Annotated in this window: 17 protein-coding genes and 2 tRNA genes; 5 read left to right on the forward strand and 14 right to left on the reverse strand. The window is 66.8% G+C overall.

Annotated features, from left to right (window positions below):
- Positions 1 to 51 precede the first annotated feature (51 nt).
- A complete protein-coding gene (lon, locus tag DU478_RS06415) occupies positions 52 to 2460 on the forward strand; it encodes an endopeptidase La (protein WP_114510105.1) in 2409 nt (802 codons plus the stop codon).
- A 100-nt stretch (positions 2461 to 2560) separates the two neighbouring features.
- Here lon and DU478_RS06420 read toward each other — a convergent pair whose 3' ends face one another.
- Entirely contained in the window at positions 2561 to 2857 is a 297-nt protein-coding gene (locus tag DU478_RS06420; RefSeq protein WP_114510106.1) for a hypothetical protein, read from the reverse strand.
- A 245-nt stretch (positions 2858 to 3102) separates the two neighbouring features.
- Between DU478_RS06420 and DU478_RS23285 the strand changes: the two genes are divergently transcribed.
- The gene (locus tag DU478_RS23285) at positions 3103 to 3522 is read left to right on the forward strand and encodes an HU family DNA-binding protein (RefSeq protein WP_233501135.1); all 420 of its coding nucleotides are present in this window, start codon (positions 3103 to 3105) and stop codon (positions 3520 to 3522) included.
- 18 nt (positions 3523 to 3540) lie between these two features.
- Positions 3541 to 3615: transfer RNA gene (locus DU478_RS06430), tRNA-Val, on the forward strand.
- Between the two features lie 92 nt (positions 3616 to 3707).
- Here the strand turns inward: DU478_RS06430 and DU478_RS22855 are convergent.
- Positions 3708 to 3860 (reverse strand): hypothetical protein, encoded by a 153-nt coding sequence (locus tag DU478_RS22855; protein WP_158545752.1) that lies wholly within the window; start codon positions 3858 to 3860, stop codon positions 3708 to 3710.
- Positions 3854 to 4051, reverse strand: coding sequence for a hypothetical protein (locus DU478_RS06435; protein WP_114510107.1), 198 nt, complete (start codon positions 4049 to 4051; stop codon positions 3854 to 3856). The genes DU478_RS22855 and DU478_RS06435 overlap by 7 nt, the downstream gene beginning before the upstream one ends.
- 70 nt (positions 4052 to 4121) lie before the next feature.
- Here DU478_RS06435 and soxR point away from each other — a divergent pair, with 70 nt between their 5' ends.
- Positions 4122 to 4613 (forward strand): redox-sensitive transcriptional activator SoxR, encoded by a 492-nt coding sequence (soxR, locus tag DU478_RS06440; protein WP_233501136.1) that lies wholly within the window; start codon positions 4122 to 4124, stop codon positions 4611 to 4613.
- A 35-nt stretch (positions 4614 to 4648) separates the two neighbouring features.
- Positions 4649 to 4724, forward strand: a tRNA-Val gene (locus DU478_RS06445).
- Between the two features lie 93 nt (positions 4725 to 4817).
- On the opposite strand, the gene DU478_RS06450 is transcribed toward DU478_RS06445, so the two are convergent.
- The 11 genes from DU478_RS06450 to mmsA all read right to left on the reverse strand — a co-directional run bounded on the left by DU478_RS06450 (position 4818) and on the right by mmsA (position 18260).
- Complete coding sequence (locus tag DU478_RS06450) at positions 4818 to 5210, reverse strand: DUF2177 family protein (RefSeq protein ID WP_114510108.1); 393 nt, start codon at positions 5208 to 5210, stop codon at positions 4818 to 4820.
- 484 nt (positions 5211 to 5694) lie between these two features.
- Entirely contained in the window at positions 5695 to 7212 is a 1518-nt protein-coding gene (locus DU478_RS06455; RefSeq protein ID WP_114510109.1) for an aldehyde dehydrogenase (NADP(+)), read from the reverse strand.
- Between the two features lie 16 nt (positions 7213 to 7228).
- On the reverse strand, positions 7229 to 8167 hold the full coding sequence (locus tag DU478_RS06460) for a Gfo/Idh/MocA family protein (protein ID WP_233501137.1): 939 nt from the start codon (positions 8165 to 8167) through the stop codon (positions 7229 to 7231).
- Positions 8168 to 8187: 20 nt separating this feature from the next.
- Positions 8188 to 9153 (reverse strand): galactofuranose ABC transporter, permease protein YjfF, encoded by a 966-nt coding sequence (gene yjfF / locus DU478_RS06465; RefSeq protein ID WP_114510111.1) that lies wholly within the window; start codon positions 9151 to 9153, stop codon positions 8188 to 8190.
- Positions 9150 to 10172, reverse strand: a complete 1023-nt coding sequence (locus tag DU478_RS06470; RefSeq protein WP_114510112.1) for an ABC transporter permease — start codon at positions 10170 to 10172, stop codon at positions 9150 to 9152. Before DU478_RS06470 ends, yjfF begins: the two co-directional genes overlap by 4 nt.
- Complete coding sequence (locus DU478_RS06475) at positions 10169 to 11683, reverse strand: sugar ABC transporter ATP-binding protein (protein ID WP_114510113.1); 1515 nt, start codon at positions 11681 to 11683, stop codon at positions 10169 to 10171. The genes DU478_RS06470 and DU478_RS06475 overlap by 4 nt, the downstream gene beginning before the upstream one ends.
- Before the next feature lie 72 nt (positions 11684 to 11755).
- The gene (gene ytfQ / locus DU478_RS06480) at positions 11756 to 12700 is read right to left on the reverse strand and encodes a galactofuranose ABC transporter, galactofuranose-binding protein YtfQ (RefSeq protein WP_114510114.1); all 945 of its coding nucleotides are present in this window, start codon (positions 12698 to 12700) and stop codon (positions 11756 to 11758) included.
- 79 nt (positions 12701 to 12779) lie between these two features.
- Positions 12780 to 14522 (reverse strand): L-arabinonate dehydratase, encoded by a 1743-nt coding sequence (gene araD / locus DU478_RS06485; RefSeq protein ID WP_114510115.1) that lies wholly within the window; start codon positions 14520 to 14522, stop codon positions 12780 to 12782.
- Positions 14522 to 15514, reverse strand: coding sequence for an AraD1 family protein (araD1, locus tag DU478_RS06490; RefSeq protein ID WP_114510116.1), 993 nt, complete (start codon positions 15512 to 15514; stop codon positions 14522 to 14524). The genes araD and araD1 overlap by 1 nt, the downstream gene beginning before the upstream one ends.
- A gap of 5 nt (positions 15515 to 15519) precedes the next feature.
- On the reverse strand, positions 15520 to 16728 hold the full coding sequence (gene mmsB, locus DU478_RS06495; protein WP_114510248.1) for a multiple monosaccharide ABC transporter permease: 1209 nt from the start codon (positions 16726 to 16728) through the stop codon (positions 15520 to 15522).
- Entirely contained in the window at positions 16728 to 18260 is a 1533-nt protein-coding gene (mmsA, locus tag DU478_RS06500; protein ID WP_114510117.1) for a multiple monosaccharide ABC transporter ATP-binding protein, read from the reverse strand. The genes mmsB and mmsA overlap by 1 nt, the downstream gene beginning before the upstream one ends.
- Between the last annotated feature and the right edge of the window lie 71 nt (positions 18261 to 18331).

Consider the following 18331-nt stretch of genomic DNA (forward strand, 5'->3'; position numbering starts at 1 on the left):
CTGCCGCAAAGCGGGGCCGGTGCCATCCTGCCAAGAACCAAGGAAACGAGCATGAAAAAGCCCCTCAATACCTCATACCCGGTGCTGCCGCTGCGCGATATCGTGGTCTTCCCGCACATGATCGTGCCGCTGTTCGTGGGCCGGGACAAATCCGTCCGCGCACTGGAAGAGGTGATGGCCGACGACAAGCAGATCCTGCTGTCAAGCCAGGTCGACCCGTCCGAGGACGATCCCAAGAGCGATGGCATCTACAAGGCCGGCGTGCTGGCCAACGTGCTGCAACTGTTGAAGCTGCCCGACGGCACCGTGAAGGTGCTGGTGGAAGGGCAGGCGCGCGTGCGCATCACCGAATACCTCGACAACGACGACTATTTCGAAGCTGCGGCCGAATACCTGACCGAGATGCCGGGAGATGAGGCGTCGATCACGGCGCTGGTCAAGACCGTGGCCGAGGAATTCGAACGCTATTCGAAAATCAAGAAGAACATCCCCGACGAGGCCCTGTCGGCGGTCTCGGAGACCACCGAACCGGCGAAGCTCGCCGACCTCGTCTCCGGGCACCTCGGCATCGAGGTGAACCAGAAGCAGGAGCTTCTGGAAACGCTGTCGATTTCCGAACGGCTGGAGAAGGTCTATGGCCTGATGCAGGGCGAGATGTCCGTGCTGCAGGTCGAGAAGAAGATCAAGACCCGCGTCAAGAGCCAGATGGAGCGCACCCAGCGCGAATACTACCTGAATGAGCAGATGAAGGCCATTCAGAAGGAGCTGGGCGACGGCGAGGACGGCCAGAACGAAGTGGCCGAACTGGAGCGGAAAATCTCCGAGACCAAGCTGTCGAAAGAGGCCCGTGAAAAGGCCGATGCCGAGATCAAGAAGCTCAAGAACATGTCGCCGATGAGCGCCGAGGCCACGGTCGTGCGCAACTACCTCGACTGGATGCTGGGCATCCCGTGGGGCGTGAAGAGCCGCGTCAAGAAGGACCTGGGCCGGGCGCAGAAGATCCTCGACGACGATCACTACAGCCTTGAAAAGGTGAAGGAACGGATCGTCGAATATCTGGCGGTGCAGCAGCGCTCGAAAAAGCTGAAAGGCCCGATCATGTGCCTCGTCGGCCCTCCGGGCGTCGGCAAGACCTCGCTGGGCAAGTCGGTCGCCAAGGCCACGGGACGCGAATTCATCCGGATCTCGCTGGGCGGCGTGCGTGACGAGAGCGAAATTCGCGGGCACCGCCGGACCTACATCGGCTCCATGCCTGGCAAGATCATCCAGGCGCTGAAAAAGGCCAAGACCACGAACCCGCTGATCCTGCTCGACGAGATCGACAAGATGGGCCAGGATTTCCGCGGCGACCCGGCGTCGGCCATGCTCGAAGTGCTCGACCCGGAGCAGAACGGCACTTTCGTCGATCACTACCTCGAGGTGGAATACGACCTCAGCAACGTGATGTTCCTGACCACGGCGAACTCCTACAACATGCCGGGGCCGCTTCTGGACCGTATGGAGATCATCCCGCTGTCGGGCTACACCGAGGACGAAAAGGCAGAGATCGCCAAACGCCACCTGATCGAGAAGGTCGTGAAGAACCACGGTCTCAAGAAGGGTGAATTCGAGGTCACCGACGAGGGTCTCACCGACGTGATCCGCTACTACACCCGTGAGGCGGGCGTGCGGAACCTCGAACGCGAACTGGCCAAGCTGGCGCGCAAGGCTGTGACCAAGATCGTCCGCGGTGCGGAGAAAAAGGTCGTCATCACGCCGGAGGTGCTGCCCGACTACCTGGGCGTGCGCAAGTATCGGTACGGCCTGGCCGAGGACGATCACCAGATCGGCGTCGTGACCGGGCTGGCCTATACCTCGGTCGGCGGTGACCTTCTGCACATCGAGGCTCTGCGCCTGCCGGGCAAGGGCCGGATGAAGACCACCGGCACACTGGGCGACGTGATGAAGGAAAGCATCGACGCGGCCTCGAGCTACGTGCGGTCGATCTCGCCCTCGATCGGGGTGAAACCGCCGCGGTTCGAAAAGTGGGACATCCACGTGCACGTGCCCGATGGTGCGACGCCCAAGGACGGCCCGTCGGCCGGCCTTGCCATGGTCACGGCCATCGTGTCGGTGCTGACCGGCATCCCGGTCCGCAAGGACATCGCCATGACCGGCGAGGTGACGCTGCGCGGCAACGCCAGCGCCATCGGCGGGCTCAAGGAAAAGCTGCTGGCCGCCCTGCGTGGCGGGATCAAGACGGTTCTCATTCCGAAAGAGAATGAAAAGGACCTGGCCGAGATCCCCGACAACGTGAAGGAAGGTCTGGAGATCATGGCGGTCGAGCATGTCTCCGAAGTGCTCAAGATCGCGCTGATCGACGAACCGGTCGGCATCGACTGGGACGAGGAAGCCGAAGAGGCCGCCGCACAGGCGCAACGCGAAAAGGGCGACACGGTGCCAAGCGCCATCGCGCACTGACGCTCTGACAGGCACGCCTGTCGCTGACATGAAATAAAGACGCCGCCGGAGCCACCGTTCCGGCGGCGTTTTTCGTCTTGGTCAGCGCCCGCCCGAAGGGTCAGTCGTAAGACATGTGACGACCGCCGCCGCCACCGTCCCCGCCGCCGGACGCAACGGCGGCGGCGACCAGCGCCAGCATCAGCAGTGGAATGATGATCCCGCCCGTGGCGGATTGCTGCTGTTCGCTGACCCTGGTGGACACCACAGGGACACGGCTCGGCGCGGCGGCGGTGGCCCGGCCCATCAGGTCTGCGCGTAGCTCTTCGGCGCTCATCCGGGTGTTTGCGATGCTGTCGGCAAAGGCGGCAGCACCAAGGCTCATGCAAAGGATACTGGTCAGAATGGTCGATTTCATGGCAGTTCCAATCATTTTCAGGGGTAATTGATGATCAACGTGACCGGAAAATCGGCCGAAACAATCGTTCTTCAAACGCCGACAGACTACACTATTCTTGCGTGCAGGGCAAAGGTGGGACAGGTTCGCGGGCCGGCCCTCTTGTTGCGACACTGGATTTGCACACGCAATTTTCGTATGGTTGAGCCAAGGGCAGAGCAGCTCGGACCAAACCAACGTCAGAAGACGAGAAAGAGAGACAGGCCATGACGACGACGTCGACGCGCAAGCCGCGCACCCCGTCCACCCGCACGACCACAGCCAAGGCCACGGCGGCCCCGGCGAAGGCCGCGGAGCGGCTGACAGAGGCGGCGGCCCCGGTGGTGACGCAACCCGAACCGCCCAGCGTCGCCCTGCCGGAGATGAAGAAGAAGGACCTTGTCGACGCTGTCGTGGCCCGGTCCGGAGTCAAGAAGCGCGACGCCAAACCGGCGGTCGAAGCGGCCCTTGCCATCCTTGGCGACGCCCTGTCCGAAGGCCGTGACCTGAACCTCGCGCCGATGGGCAAGGTCATGGTGAAGAAGCAGAAGAAGATCTCTCAAGGCTCCGTCCTGACCCTCCGCCTGCGCCAGAACGACAAGGCCACGAATGATGGGCCGGACCCTCTTGCGCAGGCCGCCGAGTAACGCTAAGACGCGGCCCACGGGTGATTAGCTCAGTGGTAGAGCGCTTCGTTCACATCGAAGATGTCAGGAGTTCGAATCTCTTATCACCCACCATTTCCTCCTGCCGGTGCGCGTCCCAGTGTCCCTGAAAAGGCCTCTCGTGCCGAAGGGGCCTCTTCTGTCCACATGTTCGCGCCTGCGCAACGTCACGAAGTCCGACAGCCATTGGCGCGTGCCAGCGTGACGACATCGGCCCGGTGGCGCATCGATGCCACTTCCTCCGCGACCTGCCGGCACAGCGGCCCGCAGGCTTCGGTCGGCGCGTAAATCCGGGCGATCGCGCGCAACAGGTTCACCATCTCGCCCTCCAGTCCGGAATGCGCGGCGCAGGGCCGGGCGTGAGGCCAAGGTCGCGGGCCAGCGCCGGGTCGCGGCGCAGCATCTCCATCCGTCTTTCCTGACGGCGGCGTGCCAGCCAGAGCGTCAACCGATGCCAGAGGCGCCTGCGGGGGCGGGGCGGGAAAAGCGGGTCGAGGTCATGTGCGGCCATGGGCTGTCTCCTTGCAGAATCGGCTGATGCGCCTATCCTGCTTCCTCAAGTTCACTTGAGGTCAAGCGCCATGTCCGGCAAATCCGCCAAACCCGTTCCGTCCGATCTCAGCGTCGGAGAGATGGCGCGCCGCGCCGGTGTCGCGGTGTCCACCTTGCATTATTACGAGGCCGAGGGACTGATCCAGAGCTGGCGCACAGAGGCCAACCACCGTCGCTACGACCGGCGCGAACTGCGCCGCGTCTCGGTGATCCGCGTGGCGCAAAGCCTGGGCATCCCTCTGGCGCAGGTGCGTGAATTGCTGGACCGTCTGCCCAAGGGCGCGGCGGTCGGTAAACGCGACTGGGCCGATGTCTCGGCGCTCTGGCGCGAAGAGATCGACCACCGCATCGCGCTTTTGACCAAGCTGCGCGACCAGCTGGATCACTGCATGGGCTGCGGCTGTCTGTCGCTGGAGAGCTGCCCGCTCTACAACCGCAACGACAGCCTGTCCCGCCAGGGTCCGGGGCCGCAACGCTGGGTGCCGACAGGATCGTCAGGAGACCCTGTCGAAGGCACTTGATTCCGCCCGGTGCCCGGCTTAGACCGCGCGTCAGCGGGTGATTAGCTCAGTTGGTAGAGCGCTTCGTTTACACCGAAGATGTCGGGAGTTCGAGTCTCTCATCACCCACCATGCCAAGGCATCGGTACCGCAGACGCGCCTGTCGAACGCCGGGCCAATCCGGGCCGTCGGCTGCGCTTCCGGCCTGACCGCGCGGTTCCGGTCTCAGCTCTGCAGGCGCAACATCAACACGACGCCGGCCCAGGCACAAAAGCCTGTCAGCACCGCGCCCCAGAGCGTGTCTGCGGTGACCATCTGCCAGGACCAGGCCTTCATGATCGACATGGAGGTGAACTCGTAGGTGCCGTAGGCCATTGCACCGATGATCGCTCCGTGCAGCGCCGCGCGTCCCGGTGCGGCGTCGCGCAAGGCAGGGTTCGAGACGAGAAAGACCAGGCCTGCCACGTAGGCGAGATAGAACAGACCGGCAGGCGCCAGCATCGGGCTGTCGCGCATGGCATCGCCAAGATGCCGCGTGAACAGCGGTTTCATCACCAGCGTCAGCATGACGGCATCGATGACCAGGAACATGACGGCGGTTATCGCGTAAAGGATCAATCTGCGCCCCTTTTGAGGTTGTGATGGAATGGTAGCGCTTAAAATGGGGCCGCCCAGGTGGAGCCCGCCGGTTTGCGCGGCGGGCCCGTATGATTTCGGCCGTCATGAACTTTGTGCCGTGACGAACGTGTCAAGACCATGAACGGATCGGCGGGCGTGGGGTGGCACGATACGACGGTTCGAAACGGGAAGGGCCGGTCGGGCGTCCGTCGTCGCGCGCCGATGGAGCCGGCGGATCGAAGGACCGGACATCCCTCGGCTCTGCCTTCGGGCCGGGCCGCTCAGGCGGCGGCAAAGCTCCGAACACCGGTAGCGTCGGGGCCGAATGTCTTCGTGAGCCGGTGGTCCTGTCGTCAGACCGGCGGCGCGGGGTGGCCCGCCGCCGTGCGAGACATGTTCCCGCGCCAGCTGCGATCCGGGCGCAGCTTTTGCGACCGTTTTTTGCGTGCAATGGCAGCACCGACCCCAAGCGACGGCGGCACCGTCACTTGCGCAGGTCGTCGGGCAGCAGCGCCTCGGGCATGTTCTGGTAGCAGACCGGCCGCAGGAACCGCCGGATCGCCAGCGTGCCGACGCTGGTCGCGCCGAAATTGGTCGAGGCCGGGAAGGGGCCGCCGTGCACCATGGCATCCGCGACTTCGACCCCGGTGGGAAAGCCGTTGACCAGCAGCCGGCCGGCCTTGCGCTCCAGCACCGGCAGGAAGGGCTTCGCCGCCTCGGTGTCGCCGTCGTCGATCTGCAGCGTCGCGGTCAGCTGGCCCTGCAAGGCGCGGGCAATGGCCAGCGCCTCGTCGGCATCAGTGGCACGCACGACGATGCCGGCGGGGCCGAAGACTTCTTCGGCCAGCTCGGGATGCGCGCGCCAGTCCGCGCCCGAGACTTCGAACAGCGCCGGGCCGCCCTGGCGCCCCTCTGCCGCGGTCCGCAGATGCGTGCGCACCGCATCGCTTCCCGCGACCCGCGCGACGCCCGAGCGGTAGCCCTGTGCCACGCCGTCGGTCAGCATCGGTTGCGCGGCGACTTCGGAGAGGGCCTTTTCCGCAGCGGAGACTAAGGCCTCCGCGCCGTCGCCCTCCTGCAGGATCACCACGCCGGGGTTGGTGCAGAACTGCCCGACGCCCATGGTCAGCGATCCGGCCCAGGCGGTGCCGAGGTCCGATCCGCGCGCGGCCTGGGCGGCGGGAAAGACGAAGACCGGGTTGATCGCGCCCAGCTCTCCGAAGAAGGGGATCGGCTCGTCGCGGGACATGGCGAGGTCGAAAAGCGCCTTGCCGCCGCGGAACGAGCCGGTGAAGCCCACGGCACGGGTCAGCGGATGGGTGACCAGCGCGGCCCCGGCCTCTGTCGTGTTGGATTGAATGAAGCCGAAGGTGCCGGGCGGCATGCCGGTCCGCTCGATGGCCGCGGCAATGGCGGCGGCCACCAGCTCTCCGCAGCCGGGATGGCCGGGGTGGCCCTTGTAGACGACCGGGCAGCCCGCCGCGAGCGCCGCCGCCGTGTCGCCCCCGGCGGTGGAAAAGGCGAGCGGGAAGTTCGACGCGCCGAAGACCGCCACCGGCCCGACCGGGCGCTGCATTATCCGCAGGTCCGGGCGCGGCATCGGCTGGCGGTCGGGCAGGGCGGTGTCGTGCCGCCGATCAAGGTAGTCTCCCTTTCGGATGTGGGAGGCAAACAGCCGGATCTGGTTCGCGGTGCGCGGCAGCTCCACGCTGCGCAGGCGCGGCTCGGGCAGGCCGGTCTCGGCCATGCCGACCTCGGTGATCGCATCGACCCGCGCCTCGATCTCCTCGGCGATGGCGTCGAGGAAGGCCGCGCGGTCATCGCGACTGGTCCAGCCGTAGACGGTAAAGGCCTCCTCGGCGGTGGCCATCGCGGCGTCCACCTCGGCGGCGCCGCCGTTGCAGACGGTCAGGGGGGCGCCGGTGACCGGGGAAGAGGCAAAGCTGTCGCCTCCGTCGGTCCAGTGTCCGGCGATCAGGTGGCGTCCGGTGAGGTCGGTCATTCTGTGCTCCCTTGGGTCAGTCGTGAAATGGCGCGCCGGTGACGCGACGCCCCAGCAGAAAGGCATCTGCCACATGCAGCTGCGGGGCGGTGTCGACATCGGGTCGGCCTTCTGCGAGCAGCGTCGCGAAATGCCGGTAGAGAGCCGGGTATTCGCCGCAGCCGGCGGTGGGCTGTTCGGCGCCGTCGATGAAAAGCCGTGCGCCGCCCTCGGTCAGCTTCAGCGCGCCGATGTCCGTCTCGATCTCGATCTGCCAGATCTCGCCGCCCTCCTGCCGCCAGTCGAAATCCGCCGTGGCGTCTAGGCCGGCACCGTCGGTGAAGGTCAGGCGGGCGGCGATGGGGGTGTCTCGGTTCGCGGGAAAGGTCAGCTCGGCCTCTGCGACGTGCAGCGCGCCGGGGCAGAGTTCGGTCAGGATCGATAGCGCGTTGATGCCAGGATCGAAGACGCCGAGGCCCCCCGGCTGCCAGATCCAGTCCTGCCCGGGGTGCCATTTGCGCACGTCTTCCTTCCAGTCGATGCGAAGGCGCGTGATCCGCTTGCCGGCCAGCCACGCGCGCGCCGGCGCCACGCCCGCCGCCATGCGCGAATGCCAGGTGGCAAAGAGGCTCACGCCCGCCGCGCGGGCCAGCCTTTCAAGCCGGAACACCTCGGTCACCGAGGCGCCCGGCGGCTTTTCCAGCATCACGTGACGGCCTGCGGCGATGGCGGCGCGGGCGGCGACAAAGCGCGGCACCGGCGGCATGCAGAGCGACACAGCCGGGATGTCGGGGCGTGCGTGCAGCAGGGCGGCGATGTCGGCATGGTTCTCGACCCCGTCGATCCCGCCCGATCCGCTCACCGTTGCGGCGAGGGCGAAGCGGTCGCTGTCGGCGATGGCGGGCAGGTGCTGGTCCCGCGCGATCTTGCCGATGCCGACAAGGGCGATGGACATGGGGTGGTCATTGGGCGGCATGGCGGCTCCTAAGGGCAGGGTCAGGCGCGCAGCGCGGTGACCCGCAAGAGGCCCCGCTGCAGCAGGATGAAGAGCAGAAGCAGCACGCCGATGACGATCTTGGTCCACCAGCTCGACAGCGTGCCGTCGAAGACGATGTAGGTCTGGATGAGCCCCATGGTCAGCACCCCGAAGAGCGTGCCGACGACGTAGCCCGCACCGCCGGTCAGCAGCGTGCCGCCGATCACTACGGCGGCGATGGCCGTCAGTTCTGTGCCCACTGTGGCGAGCGGATAGCCCGACCCGGTGTAGATCGAGAAGACGATGCCCGAGAGGCCCGCCATGAAGCCAGAGAAGGCGTAGATGCCGACCGTGGTGGCGCCGACCCGCACGCCCATGAGCCGCGCCGTCTGCTCTCCGCCGCCGATGGCGAAGACCTGCGCGCCGAACCGCGTGCGGTGGGCGATGAGCGCGCCGGCGGCGACCGCCACCAGCATCAGCACGCCGATCAGCGTCAGCCGTCCCTTTCCGGGCATCAGCCAGTAGGCGTCCTTGAGCAGATCGTAGAACGGATGCGCGATGGGCACCGATTCGATGGTCAGCATGTAGGAGGCGCCGCGCGCCAGGAACATCCCCGCTAGCGTGACGATGAAGGCGGGCATGGCCAGCCCGTGGATCACCGCGCCCATGGCGGCGCCGAAGGCGGTGGTCACCGCCAGCAGAAGCGCGAAGACCAGCAGCGGATGCAGGCCCGTGTCGCGCAGCATCACCGCGATGAAGACGCCGGAAAAGGCGATCACCGATCCCACCGACAGGTCGATGCCGCCCGACAGGATCACCAGCGTCATGCCGACCGCGACGATCCCGAGGTAGGCGTTGTCGGTCAGCAGGTTGCCCGCCACGCGCGTGGACAGCATGTAGGGAAACTGCAGCCAGCAGACGATATAGGCGACGACGAAGATGCCGATGGTCGCGAGCAGCGGGTAGAGGCGGGGGTTCACGGTCATGGCGCGCTCCGGTCCGATGGCGCGGGTTCGCGGCGGCGCCGGACGTGCCGGCGCAGCGCGTACCAGTGCCCGGCAAGGTTGGGCGACTGCACCAGCAGCACCATCAGCACCAGCCCCGCCTTGATCACGAGGTTGTATTCCGACGGAAAACCCGCCAGCAGGATGCCGGTGTCGATGGTCTGGATGATCATTGCGCCCAGCACGGAGGCCGCGACCGAGAAGCGTCCGCCGAGCAGGGAATTGCCGCCGATCACCACCGCCAGGATCGCGTCGAGCTCGAGCCAGAGCCCGGCGTTGTTGGCATCCGCGCCGCGGATGTCGGCGGTGGCGATGATCCCCGCCAGCGCCGCGCAAAGGCCCGAGGCCACGTAGACCGCGATCAGCAGCACCGTGGCGTTGATCCCCGCCAGCGCCGAGGCCGAGCGATTGATGCCGATGGATTCGACCAGCAGTCCCAGCGCCGTGCGCCGCATCAGCAACGCCACGGCGATGGCGGTGCCGACCCAGATGTAGACCGGCACCGGCAGGCCCAGCAGGATGCCCGAGCCGAGCCAGGCGAACCCGGGATCGGTGAAGGTGAGGATGCGGCCCTCGGTGATGAGCTGCGCGATGCCGCGGCCCGAGGTCATCAGGATCAGCGTGGCGACGATGGGCTGGATGCCGATCAGCGCCACCAGACAGCCGTTCCAGACCCCGCAGGCCAGCCCCGCCATTAGCGCCAGCAGCACCGCCGCCGCGGCGCCCCAGCCGCTGGCCAGCGCCCAGGCGGCCGTCGCGCCGGTGATCGCCATGATCGTGCCCACCGACAGGTCGATGCCGCGGGTGGCGATGACCAGCGTCATGCCGACGGCCAGCAGCGCCACCGGCGCGCCGCGCTTCAGCACGTCGATCACCGGGCCGGAGAGCCGCCCGCCCTGGTAGTCGACGGACAGGAATTGCGGAAAGAACAGCGACACCAGCGCCACCAGCACGGCCAGCGTCAGGATCTGCGGGAGGATGCGGCGCAGGGTGCGGGTCATGACGCGGCGGCCTCGCGCGGGTCTGCGGCGGCGATGGCGCGCACGATCTCGTCTGTCGCGACCTCGGCGCCGGTCAATTCGCGGGTATGGCGGCGGTCGCGCAGCACCACGATGCGGTCGGCGGCGGCCACCAGCTCGTCGAATTCCGACGAGATCACCAGCATCGACATGCCCGCATCGGTCATGTCGCGGATGAGGCGCAGGATCTCCGCATGGGCGCCGACGTCGATGCCGCGCGTCGGCTCGTCCAGGATCAGGAACCGCGGGTTCATCGCCAGCCAGCGCGCCAGCACGACCTTCTGCTGGTTGCCGCCCGACAGCTCTCCGATGGGTTTTTCCGCGTCCGAGGTGCGGATGTCGAGTTTCGCGATATACTCGTCCGCCAGCCGCGCCTGTTCGGCGCGCGGGATCGGGCGGGTCCAGCCGCGCCGGGCCTGCATGGCAAGGATGATGTTCTCGCGCACCGACAGGTCCGCCACGATACCGTCGGTCTTGCGGTCCTCGGGGGCAAAGCCGAAACCGGCGCGGACCGCCTCGCGCGGGGTGGCATGGGCGACCGGGCCATCGGCATCGCGGGCGGTCCCGGTCTGGGCCGTACGCACGCCGAACAGCAGTTCGGCGCTTTCCGTCCGGCCCGAGCCCAGAAGCCCGGCCAGGCCGATCACCTCGCCCCGGCGCACGCTGAGGTCGAAGGGGGCCACGACACCAGCGCGGCCGATGCCTTCGAACCGCAGGATTTCGGGCGCTTCCTGCGCGGCGGCGGGGCTGTGTTCGGCGGTTTCGATCGCATCGTCAAGCTCGCGGCCCAGCATGTGTCCGATCAGCTTGACCCGGTCGAGGTCGGCGACCCGTTCGGTGGTGATCTTCTGGCCGTTGCGCAGCACGGTGAGCCGGTCGCAGAGCTCGAACACCTGGTCGAGGAAATGCGACACGAAGACGATGCCCAGCCCGCGGTCGCGCAGGTCGCGGACCACGTCGAAGAGCATCCGCACCTCGGCGGCGTCGAGGCTGGCGGTCGGCTCATCGAGGATCAGCACCTTGCCCGACAGCGCCACGGCGCGGGCGATAGCCACCACCTGCTGCACCGCCACCGAATAGGATCCGAGGTCGCGCGTCACGTCGATGTCGAGCCCGTAGCCGCGCAGCATCTCGCGCGCCATGTCGGCCTGCGCGCGGCCGTCGATCAGGCCGAAGCGCCGCGGCTCGCGCCCGAAGGTCAGGTTCTGCGCCACGGTGAGGTTGGGCAGCAGGTTGACCTCCTGGTAGACCGTGCCGATGCCCAGTTCCTGCGCCTCGGAGGTCGACGCAGGCGATACGGGTGCACCGTCAAGCCGGATCTCGCCCGCGTCGCGGCTGTAGGCGCCGGTGAGGCACTTGATCAGCGTGGATTTGCCCGCGCCGTTTTCGCCCAGCAGCGCGTGCACCTCTCCGGCCGCGAGGTCGAAATCAACCGCGTCGAGCGCCCGCGTGCCCGGAAAGGATTTCGACAGGGAGCGGATGGTCAGCAACATGGGCGGCCTTCGGGGTGATGCGGAGTAGGGAAGTAAGGGCCGGGGCGGGTGGGCCGCCCCGGCGGTCGGCGATCAGTAGCCCAGGTCCTTGCGGGCCTCGTATTCGGCCATCGGATCGTCGGACTGGGTGTAGAGCTTCGATTCGGTCTGGATGAACTTCTCGGGCTCCGTGCCGTCCGCCCAGTAGGCCTCGAGCGCGTCGAAGGCGGGACCGGCCATGTTCGGGGTCAGCTCGACCGTGGCATTGGCATCGCCGTCTGCCATGGCCTGGAAGATATCCGGCACCGCGTCAATGGAGACGATCAGGATATCGTCGCCCGGGTCCATGCCCGCCTCCTTGATCGCCTGGATCGCCCCCAGCGCCATGTCGTCGTTGTGGGCGTAAAGCGCGCAGATCTCGTTGCCGGCCTCGGCCTGCAGGAAGCTTTCCATCACCTCCTTGCCGCCGGTGCGGGTGAAGTCACCGGTCTGGCTGCGCACGATCTCGATATCCGCGTTGCCCTCGATGGCGTTGCGGAAGCCGGTGGCGCGGTCGATGGCGGGCGAGGACCCGGTGGTGCCCTGAAGTTCGACCACGCGGCAGGTGCCCTCGGGCTTGTTGTCGACGAGCCACTGACCCGCGACCGAACCCTCGTGCACAAGGTCGGAGCCGACGGCGGTCAGGTACAGGTCATCCGAGGAATCGACGCGGCGGTCGAGCAGGACGACCGGGATCTCGGCCTCCTTCGCCTCTTCCAGCACGCTGTCCCAGCCGGTGGCGACCACCGGGGCCAGCAGGATCGCGTCGACGCCCTGGGCCACGAAGGACCGGATCGCGGCGATCTGGTTTTCCTGGCGCTGCTGCGCATCGGAAAAGCGCAGGTCGATGCCGCGTTCCTCGGCCTGCTGGCGGGTCAGCGTGGTTTCCGCCGCGCGCCAGCCGGATTCGGATCCGATTTGCGAAAAGCCCACGGTTTGTGCCGAGGCAGCGAAAGCGCAGGCCGTGATGGCGGCGCTGGTCAACAAGGTCTTCATCATGAGTCTCTCTCCCTTAGGTTCGGTCTTTGCGCGGTTGTCTCGCGCCGTCATGTGGAAAATGTGCGGCCCCTCGGGACCGTCAGTGGCTGTCCTTCGGTACGTCCCTCCCTCTGCACCCCCTGAGAAAGTCGAAATCCGCCCCGGTATCGGCGCCTTCGACGTGATCGTGGAAAAGTTTCGCATACCCGCTTTGGGGGGCCTCTTCGCGCGCGGTCCAGTCGCCGAGCCGGCGCAGCAATTCGTCATCGGGAATGTCCAGCGTCAGGCGCCGGGCCTCGACGTCGAGCTCGATCATGTCGCCATCGCGCACCACCGCCAGCGGCCCGCCGACGGCGGCCTCGGGTGCGGTGTGCAGCACCACGGTGCCGTAGGCGGTGCCCGACATGCGTGCATCCGATACGCGCACCATGTCGGTGATGCCTTTCTTCAGCACCTTGGGCGGCAGGCCCATGTTGCCCACCTCGGACATGCCCGGATAGCCCTTGGGGCCGCAGTTCTTCAGCACCATCACGCAGGTCTCGTCGATGTCGAGCGTGTCGTCGGCGATCTTGGCCTTGTAGTCGTCGATATCCTCGAAGACCACGGCGCGACCTCGATGCCTGAGCAGGTGCGGGCTGGCGGCAGACGGTTTCAGCACAGCGCCCTCGGGCGCGAGGTTGCCGCGCAGCACCGCGATCCCGCCCGAGGCGGTCAGCGCCTTGTCTGCGGGGCGGATCACGTCCTCGTTCCAGTTCACGGCATCCTTGACCTCGTCCCAGATCGCGCCGCCGGACACGGTAAGCGCATCCTTGTGCAGCATGCCGGCCTCGCCCAGCCGTTTGAGCACCACCGGCAGGCCGCCGGCATAGAAGAATTCTTCCATCAGGTACTTGCCCGAGGGCATCAGGTTCACGATCGTGGGCACGTCGCGGCCCAACCGGTCCCAGTCGTCGAGCGTGATGTCGACGCCGCAGCGCCCGGCGATGGCCAGCAGGTGCACCACGGCGTTGGTCGACCCGCCGATGGCGCCGTTGCAGCGGATGGCGTTTTCAAAGGCCGCGCGGGTCAGCACGTCCGACGGCTTGAGGTCGTCCTTGACCATTTGCACGATGCGCCGGCCCGAGATCTGCGCCATCACCCGCCGCCGCGCATCCACTGCCGGGATCGCCGCGTTGCCCGACAGCGCCATGCCCAGCGCCTCGGCCATGCTGGCCATTGTGGAGGCGGTGCCCATGGTGTTGCAGGTGCCGGTCGAGCGGCTCATCGCCTGTTCGGCCTCGAGGAAATCCTCCTGGCTCATCTTGCCGGCCTTGATGTCTTCGGACATTTGCCAGAGCGCCGTGCCGCTGCCCACCCGTTCGCCGCGGAACCAGCCGTTCAGCATCGGCCCGCCGGTCACCACGATCGATGGGATGTCGGTCGACGCCGCCCCCATGATCAGCGAGGGCGTGGTCTTGTCGCATCCCACCATGAGCACCGCGCCGTCGATGGGCTGGGCGCGCATCGTCTCCTCGACCGCCATGGCGGCGAGGTTGCGGTACATCATCGCCGTGGGGCGGAAGGTGTTCTCGGACGCGCTGAACACCGGCACCTCGAGCGGCAGGCCGCCGGCCTCCCAGATGCCCGCCTTTACCTTCTCGGCCAGTTCGCGCAGGTGGCCGTTGCAGGGGGTGAGGTCGGACCAGGTGTTGAGGATGCCGATCACCGGCCGGCCGTCGAAGAGGTCGTGCGGATAACCCTGATTCTTGAGCCAGCCGCGGTGATAGATGTTGTCGCGGCTGGTGCCGCCGTACCATTCCTGGCTGCGCAGCCGCCTGGGCCAGTCTGCCGGTCGAAACGCCATCAGAGCACCTTCACGTCGGTCATGGGGGCGGCCTGCGCCGCCGGGGCCTGCGCCAGCGGATTGCTCAGCGGCAGGCCGAAGGGGGCGGCCTCGATCTCGAACACGTCGCCGTCCTGCGCGGCGATGCCCTCGGCAAAGGACAGGGTCGCGGTGCCGAACATGTGCACATGGACGTCGCCGGGCTGCCGGAACAGCGCGTATTTGAAATGATGATGTTCGAGGTTGCGGATCGAATGGGACATGTTGGCCTCGCCCGACAGGAAGGGTTTCTCAAAGATCACCTCCGCCCCGCGCCGGATACGGCTGGTGCCTTCGATGCTGTCGGGCAGGGGCCCGACGCGCAGTTCCGGGCCGATGGCGCAGGGCCGCAGCTTGGAATGCGCGAGGTAGAGGTAATTCTGCCGCTCGGTCACGTGGTCGGAAAACTCGTTGGCCAGAGCAAAGCCCAGCCGCACCGGGGTGCCGTCCGTGTCGATGATGTAGATGCCCGCGATCTCGGGCTCCTCGCCGCCGTCGAGCGCGAAGGCCGGGCTTTCGAGCGCCGCACCGGGCGCCACCAGCGCGGCACCGTTGCCCTTGTAGAACCATTCGGGCTGCACGCCGGCCTGGCCGTTGGCGGGTTTTCCGCCCTCGACCCCCATGCGGAACATGCGCATCGAATCCGTTTCGTCCTCGGGTTGTTTCGCATGCATGGACGCACGGGTGGATGCAGATCCCAGATGCGTAAGTCCGGTGCCCGTGAGGTACAGGTGTGCCGGATCCGGATGGGTAAGGGGCGGCAGTAGGCGGCCCTCGTCCAGCAAACCTCCGAGGTCGACGGGATCGCCGGTGCCCAGGCTGTCGATATGCGCCAAGAGCGTTGTGCCGTTGGAGATAGCCTGCCGTGCCAGGTGGTAGAGCGGCAGATCGCTCTGCACCGCGCGGGCCGGTCCGCCCGTCCGTGCGGCAACCCGTGCGTTGCCCGCGTCGTCGAGATATTGCGAGAGCAGCATCGGTCTCAGCCCTTTTTCTTGTTCATGACATCGAAGATCACTGCGGCCAGCAGCACCAGCCCCTTGATCACCTGCTGGTAGTCGATGCCGATGCCGAGGATCGACATGCCGTTGTTCATCACCCCCATGATGAAGGCGCCGATGACCGCACCCACGACCGTGCCCACGCCGCCCGCCATCGACGCGCCGCCGATGAAGACCGCGGCGATCACGTCCAGCTCGAACCCCGCGCCGGCCTTGGGCGTCGCGGTGTTGAGCCGCGCGGCAAAGACCAGACCCGCCAGCGCCGCCAGCATCCCCATGTTGGCGAAGGTGAGGAAGGTCAGCCGCTTGGCGTTGATGCCCGACAGCGCCGCCGCCTTCTCGTTGCCGCCGATGGCATAGAGCCTGCGGCCCACGGTGGTGCGGCTGGTGACGAAGGAATAGACCGCGATCAGCAGCGCCATGACGATGAAGACGTTGGGCAGGCCGCGGAAATCGGCCATCAGCCAGCTCATCCAGGAAATCCCGATGAAGATGATCGCGACCTTGGCGGCGAAGAAGGCGAACGGCTCTTCCGGCGTGCCGGTCCGGGACTGCACCGCACGGTTACGGAGCGCGAGCAGCGTCAGCCCCGCGGCCACCGTCAGCCCGATCAGGAATGACATGAGGTTGAACCCGTCCATCGCCAGCAGGTCCGGCAGGAAGCCCGACGACATGAGCTGGAACTGCGGCGGGAAGGGGCCGACCGACTGCCCGGCCAGCAGCCACAGGGTCAGCCCCTTGAAGACCAGCATGCCCGCCAGCGTCACGATGAAGCTGGGGATGCGGAAATAGGCGACCCAGAACCCCTGCGCCGCGCCAATCAGCGCGCCGACGATTAGGCACAGTACGCCTGCCACGAGGTAATGCATGTCCCAGTTGACGATCATCACCGCCGCCAGCGCGCCGATGAAGCCCAGCACCGACCCGACGCTCAGGTCGATATGGCCCGCGACGATCACCAGCAGCATACCGATGGCCATGATCACGATATAGCTGTTCTGCAGCACCAGGTTGGTCAGGTTCACGGGCTTCAGCAGGATGCCCCCGGTCGCGACCTGGAAGAAGGCCATGATCGCGATCAGGGCGAAGAGGATACCGTATTCGCGCATGTGGTTCTTCAGAAAGCGCCAGCTGGCCCCCGCTTGGTGGCGGCCGGTCTCGGCGGCGGTCTGGTCGGATACGTCGCTCATCACGCGGCCTCCCCGGATTTGATGATGCGGGCCATGATCTTTTCCTGGCTGGCCTCGGCGGTCTGCATCTCGCCGACGAAGCGGCCTTCGTTCATCACGTAGAGCCGGTCGGAAATGCCCAGGAGTTCGGGCATTTCCGACGAGATGACGATGATCGCCTTGCCGGCGGCGGCGAGGTCGCGGATCACGGTGTAGATCTCGAATTTCGCGCCGACGTCGATGCCGCGGCAGGGCTCATCGAGGATCAGGATGTCAGGATCGGCGAAAAGCCACTTGGACAGCACCACCTTCTGCTGGTTGCCGCCCGAAAGGTTCACCGTCTCCTGCTCGATGGAGCTGGAGCGGATGTTGAGCCGCTGGCGGAACCGCTCTGCCACCTCGGCCTCGCGCCGGGCGTTGACGACCATGCCGTCGGCCACCGACTCCAATCTGGCCAGCGGCACGTTGCGGCGGATCGTGTCGTCCAGCACCAGCCCGTAGGTCTTGCGGTCCTCGGTGGCATAGGCGAGGCCCGCGTTGATCGCCTTGCGCACGGTCGACAGGTCCGCGGGCTTGCCGTTGATCGTCACGCTGCCGGTGATGTCGCGTCCGTAGGACCGGCCGAAAAGGCTCATGGCCAGCTCTGTGCGCCCGGCGCCCATCAGCCCCGCGATGCCCAGCACCTCGCCGCGCTTGACGTGAAAGGACACATCGCGGACCACGGTTCGGTCGGGATCGACCGGGTGCCGCACCGTCCAGTTGCGCACCTCCATCGCCACTTCGTCGCGGATGTCGGGCGTGCGCGGCGGGTAGCGGTCGTCGAGCGACCGGCCCACCATGTCACGGATGATGTCGTCTTCGCTGATGCCGTTCTTGCAGTCGAGCCGGGCCACCGTGGCCCCGTCGCGCAACACGGTGATGGTGTCGGCCACGCGGGAGATTTCGTTGAGCTTGTGGCTGATGAGGATCGAGGTCACGCCCTGCCTGCGGAATTCCGTCAGCAGGACCAGCAGTTTTTCGCTGTCCTGTTCGTTGAGCGAGCTCGTCGGCTCGTCGAGGATCAGCAGGCGCACGTCCTTGGACAGCGCCTTGGCGATCTCGATCAGCTGTTGCTTGCCCAGACCCAGGTCGGCCACGATGGATTTCGGGCTTTCCTTCAGGCCGACGCGGGCCAGAAGCTCGGCCGCGCGGCGTTCCGTTTCCTGCCAGTCGATGATGCCGCCGCGGGCGCGTTCGTTGCCCAGAAAGATGTTCTCGGCCACCGACAGCAGCGGGATCAGCGCCAGTTCCTGGTGGATGATGATGATCCCGCGGCTTTCGCTGTCGCGGATCGAGCCGAAGGCCTGGACCTCGCCGTCATAGACGATGTCGCCGGTGTAGCTGCCGTGCGGATAGACCCCCGACAGCACCTTCATCAGCGTCGACTTGCCGGCCCCGTTCTCGCCCACGAGCGCGTGGATCTCGCCCTCGGCCACCTGCAGGTTCACCCGGTCAAGCGCCTTCACGCCCGGAAAGGTCTTGGTGATGTCGCGCATCTCGAGGATGGTCGCCATCGTCGTCTCCATCTTGCGGATTGGCCGGTGGGCCGGGCAGGGCGGTTGCGGGGCCGGCACCGGGCCGGACC

This window comes from Thalassococcus profundi (genome assembly GCF_003344785.1).
Lineage (GTDB): Bacteria > Pseudomonadota > Alphaproteobacteria > Rhodobacterales > Rhodobacteraceae > Puniceibacterium > Puniceibacterium profundi.

Excerpts from the sequence above, each read along its gene's own strand:
- mmsB (WP_114510248.1), bottom strand. The coding sequence starts at position 16,728 with ATGAGCGACGTATCCGACCAGACCGCCGCCGAGACCGGCCGCCACCAA.
- DU478_RS22855 (WP_158545752.1), bottom strand. The coding sequence starts at position 3,860 with ATGGTGAACCTGTTGCGCGCGATCGCCCGGATTTACGCGCCGACCGAA.
- DU478_RS06475 (WP_114510113.1), bottom strand. The coding sequence starts at position 11,683 with ATGTTGCTGACCATCCGCTCCCTGTCGAAATCCTTTCCGGGCACGCGG.
- yjfF (WP_114510111.1), bottom strand. The coding sequence starts at position 9,153 with ATGACCGTGAACCCCCGCCTCTACCCGCTGCTCGCGACCATCGGCATC.
- soxR (WP_233501136.1), top strand. The coding sequence starts at position 4,122 with ATGTCCGGCAAATCCGCCAAACCCGTTCCGTCCGATCTCAGCGTCGGA.
- DU478_RS06435 (WP_114510107.1), bottom strand. The coding sequence starts at position 4,051 with ATGGCCGCACATGACCTCGACCCGCTTTTCCCGCCCCGCCCCCGCAGG.
- DU478_RS23285 (WP_233501135.1), top strand. The coding sequence starts at position 3,103 with ATGACGACGACGTCGACGCGCAAGCCGCGCACCCCGTCCACCCGCACG.
- ytfQ (WP_114510114.1), bottom strand. The coding sequence starts at position 12,700 with ATGATGAAGACCTTGTTGACCAGCGCCGCCATCACGGCCTGCGCTTTC.
- DU478_RS06455 (WP_114510109.1), bottom strand. The coding sequence starts at position 7,212 with ATGACCGACCTCACCGGACGCCACCTGATCGCCGGACACTGGACCGAC.
- araD1 (WP_114510116.1), bottom strand. The coding sequence starts at position 15,514 with ATGCTGCTCTCGCAATATCTCGACGACGCGGGCAACGCACGGGTTGCC.
- mmsA (WP_114510117.1), bottom strand. The coding sequence starts at position 18,260 with ATGGCGACCATCCTCGAGATGCGCGACATCACCAAGACCTTTCCGGGC.
- DU478_RS06420 (WP_114510106.1), bottom strand. The coding sequence starts at position 2,857 with ATGAAATCGACCATTCTGACCAGTATCCTTTGCATGAGCCTTGGTGCT.
- araD (WP_114510115.1), bottom strand. The coding sequence starts at position 14,522 with ATGGCGTTTCGACCGGCAGACTGGCCCAGGCGGCTGCGCAGCCAGGAA.
- DU478_RS06470 (WP_114510112.1), bottom strand. The coding sequence starts at position 10,172 with ATGACCCGCACCCTGCGCCGCATCCTCCCGCAGATCCTGACGCTGGCC.
- DU478_RS06460 (WP_233501137.1), bottom strand. The coding sequence starts at position 8,167 with ATGCCGCCCAATGACCACCCCATGTCCATCGCCCTTGTCGGCATCGGC.
- lon (WP_114510105.1), top strand. The coding sequence starts at position 52 with ATGAAAAAGCCCCTCAATACCTCATACCCGGTGCTGCCGCTGCGCGAT.